Genomic DNA, 9,293 nt, shown 5'->3' with positions numbered 1-9,293 from the left:
AGTTTGCAGGCTTGGATCACGACGCTAGGTGAACCGCTAAGCAGTGAAGCTAGCAAACTCTTGGCGATCCTCGCCCGCCGCCCCGACGACGTGCGGTATCGTCATGAGGCTGAGCAATGCGCACGCATGCTTCGCAAAGCCCAGGTGATGGCGCGGATACATCGTTACAGAGAGCGGCTGAACGATCTGACAGACGAAGAGGAACTGCAGCGCGTAATACAGCACATAGGCGATCTCAGTACCTATGTCGAACAGATCACTCGGCCACGTCAGTCGAGCACCTTCCCCGATCTGCGTGACTTGCTCGGTCAATGACGTTTCATAGGCGGCGCGGACACAGCTCAGGCAGAGCATTCCCGTACTGTTTCAGACATACTCTGAGGCACGCATAGGGCTTTTTGGAGTTCTCTGCTTCGGGGTTCCATTCGATAACCAAACGGTTCAAAAACGAGGCAACACCAACGAACATCCCACACCTGGGAGCACGGGCTGCTGGCCCGCACCCTGTGTTATAGCCGCGCCTGTATACCAACCTCCCGCAGGTCATCTCTACTACCGGGCCGCCATTGCGAGCGCAATCCCCTGTGCACGATACACCGGCCACTCAGCTTGTGGCGCAACACTAATAACAATCGCATCACTGGTGAGGCGCGCTACACCAGCAATAGCAGTGCCATCAGCACGCTGACCACGAAACGTTACAAGTTGACTTCCATCAGGAAGTTGATAAGGCGCTTCACTCTCGATAACTGTTACCCAATCGACAACCGTTTGTGCCCATCGATCAGCGCTGAGAAGGGCTGGATCAGGAACGCTTCGCCGACCGAGAAACCTCCCACGATAGGTCGCTGCCAGATCGGTTGCCTGAGTTGTCGGCAATAATTCCCAATCGGTAGGAAACATGATTGCCCCGGCGATAGCCTGAGCAGTCACCAGACCCGCCGGCGCCCAGACCAGGCGACTGGCATAATCAACGCCTGTCACCAACCGTCGCTGTGGTTCACCCAACGGTGATACCTGCCAAATTTCGCCCATTCCCATATCGGTATACAGCGGAGCATTCGGATCGGCATTCGGGTTCCACGCTGACGGTACCATCACTGCTAATGCACTCCCATCAGGCGCCCAGGTCGCAGCCGTAACCCGCGGCAACCTGATCGTCAATTGGCCACGCAGCCTCAGATTCCCATCTGGTAAGGCCTCACTGCGTTCTCCGAGCAGTTCAATCAGGTACAGCTTCCATACATCATAACCGGCAAAGCCTCGCGCATCGCTAAAGTTATACTCCACCAGCGCTAATTGTTTTCCATCAGGCGAAAAAGCTGGCGGACGATGCCAGCCAGCTCCGGCCAGCGTTGGTACACCACCACCTGCACTACTATCGGCAATCATCGTCAGGTTGATGTCCACGAGGGCCTGATAACCCAAAAAACGTTGATACGCCACTTCTCGCGCATTGGGCGACCACACCGGTGCATAGACAACGAGACCCGTTTCGGGCGAACCATCGGCAATAGCAAAAATCCACTCGTTCGCACCAGCACGATTGATCAAACGAATAGCGTTCCGCTCGCCAACAAAAGATAAGAACGACGGCTGAGCTGTTGGAGGCGTTGCGAAAGCCAGACGACGGCCATCCGATGCGAAACTGGGATCACATCCCGGCCCGAGTGCACGCTCAGTCGCTGTCGGCACATCAAAAATATAGACAGTCGCCACAGTACACCAGCGACTCCACCTTTCCCAATCGAATGGCAGGATCGGTTCCTGCGACGCAGCAGCATACGCCAGCGCCAGGCCATCTGGTGTCCAGCTCAAGCTATATGCAATGCGACCATCAATCAACCCACGCACAGCACCGCTCGCCCGATCAACAATACTGATACCTTGATCGGTCGCAACGGCAATCTGCCGACCACTGACATCGACCGCCCAATCAAGCACCTCAGACGCCAAAGTGCGCTCTCGACCGCTAACCGGATCAAACGCTACTAACGTTCTCTCACGTAAAAACAGTATCTCAGCGGGATATGCTGGAGTAATGAGGTTGGGTTGTGCAACGAGTGTTGGTTCAGTTGTTGGCACTATTGTCGGTGAAGGTGTTGGTACCGCCGTTGGTACCACACGAGTTGCCATAGGTTCGGTAACTGTTGGCGAAGCGGAAGGTAAAGAGGGTGATGGTATTGGAGTAGGCGATATAGCCGTTGCGCATCCAGCCAATAATGACAGAAACAACACCCAAAGATGGCGCAGCATGAGACACTCCCTCTGCTCAAAATACCTGTCTCTATCATGACGAACGCGGCCTGAAACCGGTTCCCGCGCATCATCGGGCGAGAATGAAACGCGGCTACGTGCGCACACCGCCAATGAGTTGCGCACCAATCATAACCGCCATCGCACGGAGAGGCATGAGGTGAGAACCCAAGGAGTTTCACACCGTTCAAAGAAAGTGCTGCTTCATCCCGGCCTCCTTCCTTTCTGTGAGAGAGCGGAAGGAGGCAGATTGGGAAACCGCGATCACGCTCCTCCCCTTCTCTGTCATCACCATAGCAGGGAAAGAAAGAACGACGAAAAGCGCTGTAGCACACAGAAGCGGATCGCCATGGCGTAACCGCTATCGCCCGCCAATACACTGAACCTTACTGCTGGGCAAGCGTGGTTACATCAACCAAAATCTCGATCTTACCTGCAGCCTCAGCCGCCTTCCGCAACTCAGCTACCCACGGCAGAAACGTCGTACTAAACGCCTCTTGGCCAGCAGGCGTCTCCAGAAATGCCCGATCATCAAACGAGCGTACCTGTGGCCCTTCAATAACTTCAATGATATGCCAGCCAAAATCAGTCTGCACAAGGCGCAACTCACCTGGCGCCATACTAAAGACCGCCTCATCAAACGGCGCTACATAGACTCCACGTGGCGCCCAGCCCAGATCACCCCCTTGCGCCGCCGATCCTGGATCATCAGAACGTGCCCGCGCCAGAGCTGCAAAATCAGCTCCTCCCTGTAATTCGGCTAAAATAGCTTCTGCGGCTGCCTTCCGACTCTCAGCCTCGTTAGGCGCTGCGGCAACCAAAATATGGCGAGCGCGCACCTGTGTAGCCGTCGTGTGTTTCAGTAACATCTGCTCGATCAACTGATCACGACCCAAGAGACGGCGCAACTCTTGCACATCAGCAATCTTATTGTCTTGCAAGAAGGCTTGAAATTGTGCGTCATCACCACCAGCCTGCGTCAGCCGCAACTGCTCAACCTGGCCATCAATGACCGACTCATCAATCGTCGCGCCCTCGGCTAGAGCAGCCTGCACAACCAGTTCAACATCGATCATCTGATCGAGGATCGCCTTAACATCACTATTTGGTAGATAAAACCGATCAAAATCGCGTCGCAAAATAAAGGCATCCCCCACTCGTGCAATCGCATCCGCCGGCGCCGAAGATGATCGGGTCGGCGTCGGTGACGCGGGCGGAACGTTCGTCGTTGGTGAACCGGCAACGGTTGGGCCTGATGGCGCACCGCAGGCAGTCAACATCAGAATCACGACTAATAATCCGATCCACACCGTATGCCGAAGCAACCAGTTCGTACTCACAAAGAACTCCTTCTAAACCACATGGTGCTCACAACTGACGCACCATAACACGAGTATCGTACCACATATTCCTGAACGGCAGGTGGCTATCTTCCGTTTTGTATACCGCCAGGAAACGTATCACACGCCTGTACTGCAACCCTGAAGGGTTTGGCAATTCAGATGCTGCAACGTTGTTAGACCATAGAGGTGGTTGTTTTGATGAAAATAAGCCAGAGACATTCATAGGTAGAACGAGCGGAATCGCCAAAGCGTACCCATGCAATGGATAGCACCCTGCGGGCTTCCAATATTTGCCAGATGGGACAAGGGATATGACATCAGTTTCTTTGAGGAATGCCACTTTTTCCCCGACTTTATCCTGTGGGTAGTAGGCCAAAGCAATCAGCGGATTATCTTCATCGAACCCCATAGCATGCTGCATGCAAAAGCCTACATCCACAACGAAAAGGCACGCCTGCACGAGCTCCTTCTAGCCATCGCGCAGGAAATTGCCAAACGCAGCAACCGCGAGGACGTTACTCTGGTGAACTGATGGATGGGTTGCCTGGTGTGGGATGTTCTCGCCTGGCCGTCTCCGCCCGCTCCTGCTGGCGGAGTGCTGACCCGAAGACGGGTTCGCCTGGTGTGGTGCAGGCAGGTGAAAATGGCTGAGCTGGCGAGGGAGGCTGGTCGGCGCAGGATGTCCGCTGCTGAGCGTCTCCCTGGCTTGGAGGTGGGCGATGGTGCAGGTGAAGGCGACCTGCCTAGTATGGTCTTGCCTGCAAAGAGGCGTGAAGGTCAGCGGATGTTCTGGCGGTTGCGCTGCGCCTGGCGTTGTGCTATGATTGTGGGCCATGGCAGAATTATCAGCATCTTGCCAGTCGAGCAAAAGGCGCGCTTGCGGGCCTGGGTATCTTGCTCCAGAAGGTGAGCGCCCAACACCGTTCGAGGCGGCTTCACCGCTTGCGGGGATGCGCCGCAAGCCAGCAAAGGTTTTGGTAGGCGAATGTGTCTTGCCTGTCCCACCGCTGCCGCTAAAACTAACCGTTGGGCAGCAACCGAATAGACGCTGTGGAGCACACAAGATATGACATCAAGGTTGCGGTTAACCATCGAGTTGGTCCCTGCCACTTCTTGGTACAACAACATGCGAAAGGTTATCCCCAAGGCAGAGTGGGACAACATCCGTAAGAGCGTGTACGCGGAGCAGAATGACAGGTGTGGCATTTGTGGTGCAGAAGGCCGACTGGAATGTCACGAATTGTGGGAATATGATGAAGAGAAGCACATCCAAACCTTGCGCGGATTTATCGCTCTGTGCAGTCTATGTCACCGTGTGAAGCATATCGGTTTGGCTGGAATTCACGCGAGCAAAGGGATACTGGATTATGATCAGGTGGTGGACCACTTCTTGAAAGTAAACGAATGTAGCCGAGATGTTTTCGAGCAACACAAGAAACAAGCATTTGAGCAATGGAGAGTCCGCTCGCAGTATCAATGGGAAGTGAATCTCGGCGCTTACGAGAGTCTGGTATCCAAGTCGAAGGCCGCTAACTCGCAAATACCTACATCTCATAGATAGGTATTGCCGCCCAACCTGCGCTTCCAGCCGACCGCTGCGCTTCGCAGCGGTCGGCTGAAGTACGTGCCATTAGGCCGCCCCATAGCAGTTGGAGGTAACTATGGGACTTGATCCGAAAGATCCCAAGCCCACACAAATCACAATACGTGAGGCTTATACCAAGATCAGACAGTGGTATAGAGTCAATGTGCCCAAATTTCTTGATCGACCTGCTAAGGAGATAGAAACGGGGGAGTTTAAGATTGTTCGAGATTTCAGTGCTTCTGCCAAGGCATGCTTTGATCTCGTGGATAATCTTCCTGATCAAAGCGAGCTTTCTGACATCGAAATCAGGGCTGTCTTGGTCGAGGTAATTAGCGGGAAATTGGAATGGGCCTATCATCAATCCGATGGCGATTACAAAATGGCAGCGTACGCACATGCTGCTCTAGAGCAGGCTGGGCTCCCCACGTTCTTATCGGAAGCCGAAAAGCGCGAACTTAGGGGCAGTAGGATTTACCCATTCTTAAAAAGACAACTTTAGGCATAGACTTTGATAGATTAGCCTCCTATGCTCAAGAAAAAAGCAAAGCGAATTTGAAAGCCCTCTTCGCCCCGTTTTAGCGACAGATGAAAAAAGTGCAAGAACTTGCTCGATTACGAAAAAGTGTAACCAATCCCTCACAAACAGTAAAATATAATTTGACAATGAAGCCAAAAGAATCTCTTAAATCATTCGTTGAATTAGGACGAACATGGCGTGGAGAGTTTTTCATGGTATGGCATGACCTCGAAGGTGAAATAAGTGATATTTTAGGTTACAATGGTAACCCTCCTAAAATATCCAGAGGCGATATTCGCACTCTAAAACGAGAGGGGTTGATTGACTGTGAATTTCTTGGTGAAAATAAAGCGCGAATTGCAGTTACTCCAAAGTCTGAGAATGTAGTAGATACGAACGTTCAGGGAACCTATGAATGAGAATCAAATCAAGTTCCAATCTCTCTTGCGCGAACTTTTCCAGTTCGATTCCGCCGACCTGGATTTCGGCATCTACCGCATCATGAATCACAAGCGGGCGGTGATTGAGCGCTTCATCACCACAGACCTGCCCCGGGCCATCACGGAGGAACTGGAGCGCGGGGCGTTGGCCGAACAGGCCCAAGCCGCGCAGGCCCTGGAAGCGGCGCGGAAAAAAGTACTCGAAGCCCTGGGTGATGACGCGCTGGATGCCCATGGCAATCTGGACGAAGCCTATCGCAACACCAAAGCCGGCAAGGAGTATCTAGCAGCGCAGCAGCAAGCCGCTGGTTCGCGGAGCCGCGAGGCCCTGGAAGCCGCTGTTTACAACCACCTCTACACCTTCTTCAGCCGCTACTGGCAAGAGGGCGACTTTATCTCCAAGCGCCGTTACTCCAAAAAAGAACGCTACGCCATCCCCTACAACGGCGAGGAAGTGTACCTCTACTGGGCAAACCACGACCAGTACTACATCAAGACCGGCGAGTATTTCACCGATTACACGTACAAAGCCCCCAACGGCGTGACCGTGCACTTCAAACTGCGCCAGGCGGATGTGGAGCAGAACAATGTCAAGGGCGAAAAGCGCTTCTTCCTGCCGCGCCTGGATGAAATCACCTGCGATACCCCCCCTCTCCCCAAGGGAGAGGGGTCGGGGGTGAGGGTCATCATCCCCTTCGAGTATCGCCCGCTGACCGCGCAGGAGGCCATCACGTATGGCCAGAAGAACCAGCAGGAAACCATCCTCGCCCAAGCCGTAGCGGAGATTCCCAAGCGTGTCAAAGCCCTGGAAGCGATAGCCGCCCTCACCGCCGAACGGCGCACGACCGGCAACGGCGAAACCGTCCCCTACCTGGAATATCATTTGCGCCAGTACACCCGCCGCAACACCAGCGACTTTTTCATCCACAAAGACCTGAAGGGCTTTCTCTCCCGTGAACTGGACTTTTACCTGAAGAACGAGGTGCTCAACCTCGATGAGATGGAAGCCGCCGGCGAACACCTGGCCGAGGGCTGGTTCCAACTCCTGCGGCTGATCAAGCGCATCGGCCTGCGCATCATCGAGTTTCTGGCGCAGATCGAGGACTTCCAGAAAATGCTCTGGGAGAAGAAGAAGTTTGTCACCGAGGTCTTTTACCTGGTCACGGTTGGCCATGTCCCCGTCCCCGAAGCGTTTTACGCGGAAATCGCCGCCTGCGAGGCGCAATGGGACGAGTGGAAAACGCTCTTTGCCATTGACGAGTTGCCCAAAGACCTGCTTTCGGGCAACTTAACGACGACGCAAGGCCGCATTGATTTTCTCAAAGCCCACCCCACCCTGGTGGTGGACACGCGCCACTTTCCGCAGGACTTCACCGACCGCCTGCTGGCTTCCTTTGATGACCTGGACGAGATGACCGACGGCCTGCTGGTGCACAGCGAAAACTGGCAGGCGCTCAATCTGTTGCAGGAGAAGTACCGGGAGCGGGTGAAGTGTATTTACATTGATCCGCCGTATAACACGGCTGCATCAGAGATTTTGTACAAGAATGACTACAAACATTCATCATGGCTTTCACTTATTCACAATAGACTTAGCATCGGTAGAATCTTGATTTGCAATGAAGGCGTCCAATTCACAACCATTGATGACGCTGAGTTCTATAAACTGATGGGCTTGATTACAGGCATATTTGGGGAAGAGAACATAATCGGGGTAGTGACTATAAAAAACAATCCATCTGGGCGATCGACTGTAAAAGGAATATCAATAGCGCATGAGTATGGAATAATAAGCGCTAGATCGGAATTGTCTGGTGTAGGCCAAATTCCCAGGACAGGTGAACAACTTTCTCAGTACCCGGAAGAGGATGAGTCTGGTAAGTATCAATGGAGGAATTTCCTTAGAGCAGGCGGCGCAAATGACTTTCGCTCTGCACGACCGCGCCTACACTACCCTCTGATAGTGTCTGGCAACAAGGTTAGGCTTCCTGAAATGGAGTGGGACCCGTTTCATAAGAAATGGAATGTTCGCGAGAAAGTCGGGGAGAACGATAGGATCATCTGGCCTGTTTCAAAAGGTGTAGAGTATACATGGAGATTAGGTCATGAAACTCTCAGAGAGCGTTTGAATGATTTACGAGTTAGAAAAACCCGTGACGGAGATTTTGTTATCGAATTAAAGTTTCGTTTAGGCCAAGAAGGCGTGCTTCCTAAGACGATATGGGATGAGAAAGAAGTTAATGCCACAGCGTATGGAACAACACTTTTGCGACACTTGCTTGGCGAGTCGCAGGCCTTTTCATTTCCAAAATCTGTATATGCGGTGGGAAAAGCGATCCGCACATGCGGAGCTCATGATGAAGACTTTATACTGGACTACTTCGCCGGCTCCGGCACCACCGGCCACGCCGTCATCGCCCTGAACCGCGAGGATGGCGGCAGGCGCAAGTTCATCCTGGTGGAGATGGCCGACTACTTCGACACCGTGCTCCTGCCGCGCATCAAAAAGGTCACCTTCACGCCGGAGTGGAAGGACGGTAAGCCAAAGCGCATGGCAACGCCCGAAGAAGCCGAACGCTCCCCACGCATCGTCAAGGTCATCCGCCTGGAATCCTACGAGGACGCGCTCAACAACCTCACCTTCGATGACGCAAGCAGCCAGCAGGCGCTGGAACTCTTCCGCGACGACTACCTGCTCTCCTACATGCTTAAGTGGGAGACGCGCCACAGTGAAACCCTGCTCAACGTGGAGCAACTGCAAGCGCCCTTCTCCTACAAACTTCACCTCCACCGCGACGGCGAAACCCGCCAGCGCACTGTGGACCTGCCCGAAACCTTCGCCTATCTGCTGGGCCTGGACGTGCAAACGCGGCGCGTTCTCCCCTCTCCCTCTGGGAGAGGGGCCGGGGGTGAGGGCCGTTACCTCGTCTATCGTGGCAGGTTGCGCAACGGCCGCACCGTCGTCATCCTTTGGCGCGACATCACCGGCTGGGGAGTGGCGGATTACGAACGCGAGGCGGCCTTCGTCGCGCAGCAAAACTTGACCGCCGGCGCGGACGAAATCTACGTCAACGGCGACTCGCGCATCCCCGGCGCGCGCTCGTTGGACCCGATCTTCAAAGAGCGCATGTTTGCGCCCGTGGAGGGGTAAG

The 9,293-nt window shown here is 54.0% G+C and carries 7 protein-coding genes and 1 pseudogene; 5 read left to right on the top strand and 3 right to left on the bottom strand.

Going from position 1 to position 9,293, the window contains the following annotated elements; genetic code table 11:
* Positions 1-315 (top strand): annotated as a pseudogene (locus tag JE47_RS0111820) (DNA primase); the annotation flags it as partial.
* A 237-nt stretch (positions 316-552) separates the two neighbouring features.
* On the opposite strand, the gene JE47_RS0111815 reads toward JE47_RS0111820, so the two are convergent.
* The 3 genes from JE47_RS0111815 to JE47_RS21610 all read right to left on the bottom strand — a co-directional run bounded on the left by JE47_RS0111815 (position 553) and on the right by JE47_RS21610 (position 4,008).
* The gene (locus tag JE47_RS0111815) at positions 553-2,256 is read right to left on the bottom strand and encodes a TolB family protein (RefSeq protein ID WP_031459957.1); all 1,704 of its coding nucleotides are present in this window, start codon (positions 2,254-2,256) and stop codon (positions 553-555) included.
* Positions 2,257-2,642: 386 nt separating this feature from the next.
* On the bottom strand, positions 2,643-3,596 hold the full coding sequence (locus tag JE47_RS0111810) for a peptidylprolyl isomerase (protein ID WP_031459956.1): 954 nt from the start codon (positions 3,594-3,596) through the stop codon (positions 2,643-2,645).
* Between the two features lie 28 nt (positions 3,597-3,624).
* On the bottom strand, positions 3,625-4,008 hold the full coding sequence (locus tag JE47_RS21610; RefSeq protein WP_152556047.1) for a hypothetical protein: 384 nt from the start codon (positions 4,006-4,008) through the stop codon (positions 3,625-3,627).
* 657 nt (positions 4,009-4,665) lie between these two features.
* On the opposite strand from JE47_RS21610, the gene JE47_RS0111795 reads away from it, so the two are divergent.
* From JE47_RS0111795 to JE47_RS0111780, 4 genes are all read left to right on the top strand, one after another.
* Positions 4,666-5,160 (top strand): hypothetical protein, encoded by a 495-nt coding sequence (locus tag JE47_RS0111795; protein ID WP_031459953.1) that lies wholly within the window; start codon positions 4,666-4,668, stop codon positions 5,158-5,160.
* A gap of 100 nt (positions 5,161-5,260) precedes the next feature.
* A complete protein-coding gene (locus JE47_RS0111790) occupies positions 5,261-5,683 on the top strand; it encodes a hypothetical protein (protein ID WP_031459952.1) in 423 nt (140 codons plus the stop codon).
* A 95-nt stretch (positions 5,684-5,778) separates the two neighbouring features.
* Positions 5,779-6,120 (top strand): hypothetical protein, encoded by a 342-nt coding sequence (locus JE47_RS21605; RefSeq protein ID WP_152556046.1) that lies wholly within the window; start codon positions 5,779-5,781, stop codon positions 6,118-6,120.
* Positions 6,113-9,292, top strand: coding sequence for a site-specific DNA-methyltransferase (locus JE47_RS0111780; protein ID WP_031459950.1), 3,180 nt, complete (start codon positions 6,113-6,115; stop codon positions 9,290-9,292). The genes JE47_RS21605 and JE47_RS0111780 overlap by 8 nt, the downstream gene beginning before the upstream one ends.
* The last annotated feature ends 1 nt before the right edge of the window (position 9,293 follow it).

This window comes from Chloroflexus sp. MS-G (assembly GCF_000735195.1).
In the GTDB taxonomy this organism is placed as follows: domain Bacteria; phylum Chloroflexota; class Chloroflexia; order Chloroflexales; family Chloroflexaceae; genus Chloroflexus.
Note: the sequence above shows the minus strand (reverse complement) of the source record. Positions and strands in the feature narration are given on the sequence as shown.

Excerpts from the sequence above, each read along its gene's own strand:
- JE47_RS0111815 (WP_031459957.1), bottom strand. The coding sequence starts at position 2,256 with ATGCTGCGCCATCTTTGGGTGTTGTTTCTGTCATTATTGGCTGGATGC.
- JE47_RS0111790 (WP_031459952.1), top strand. The coding sequence starts at position 5,261 with ATGGGACTTGATCCGAAAGATCCCAAGCCCACACAAATCACAATACGT.
- JE47_RS21610 (WP_152556047.1), bottom strand. The coding sequence starts at position 4,008 with ATGGGGTTCGATGAAGATAATCCGCTGATTGCTTTGGCCTACTACCCA.
- JE47_RS0111795 (WP_031459953.1), top strand. The coding sequence starts at position 4,666 with ATGACATCAAGGTTGCGGTTAACCATCGAGTTGGTCCCTGCCACTTCT.
- JE47_RS0111780 (WP_031459950.1), top strand. The coding sequence starts at position 6,113 with ATGAATGAGAATCAAATCAAGTTCCAATCTCTCTTGCGCGAACTTTTC.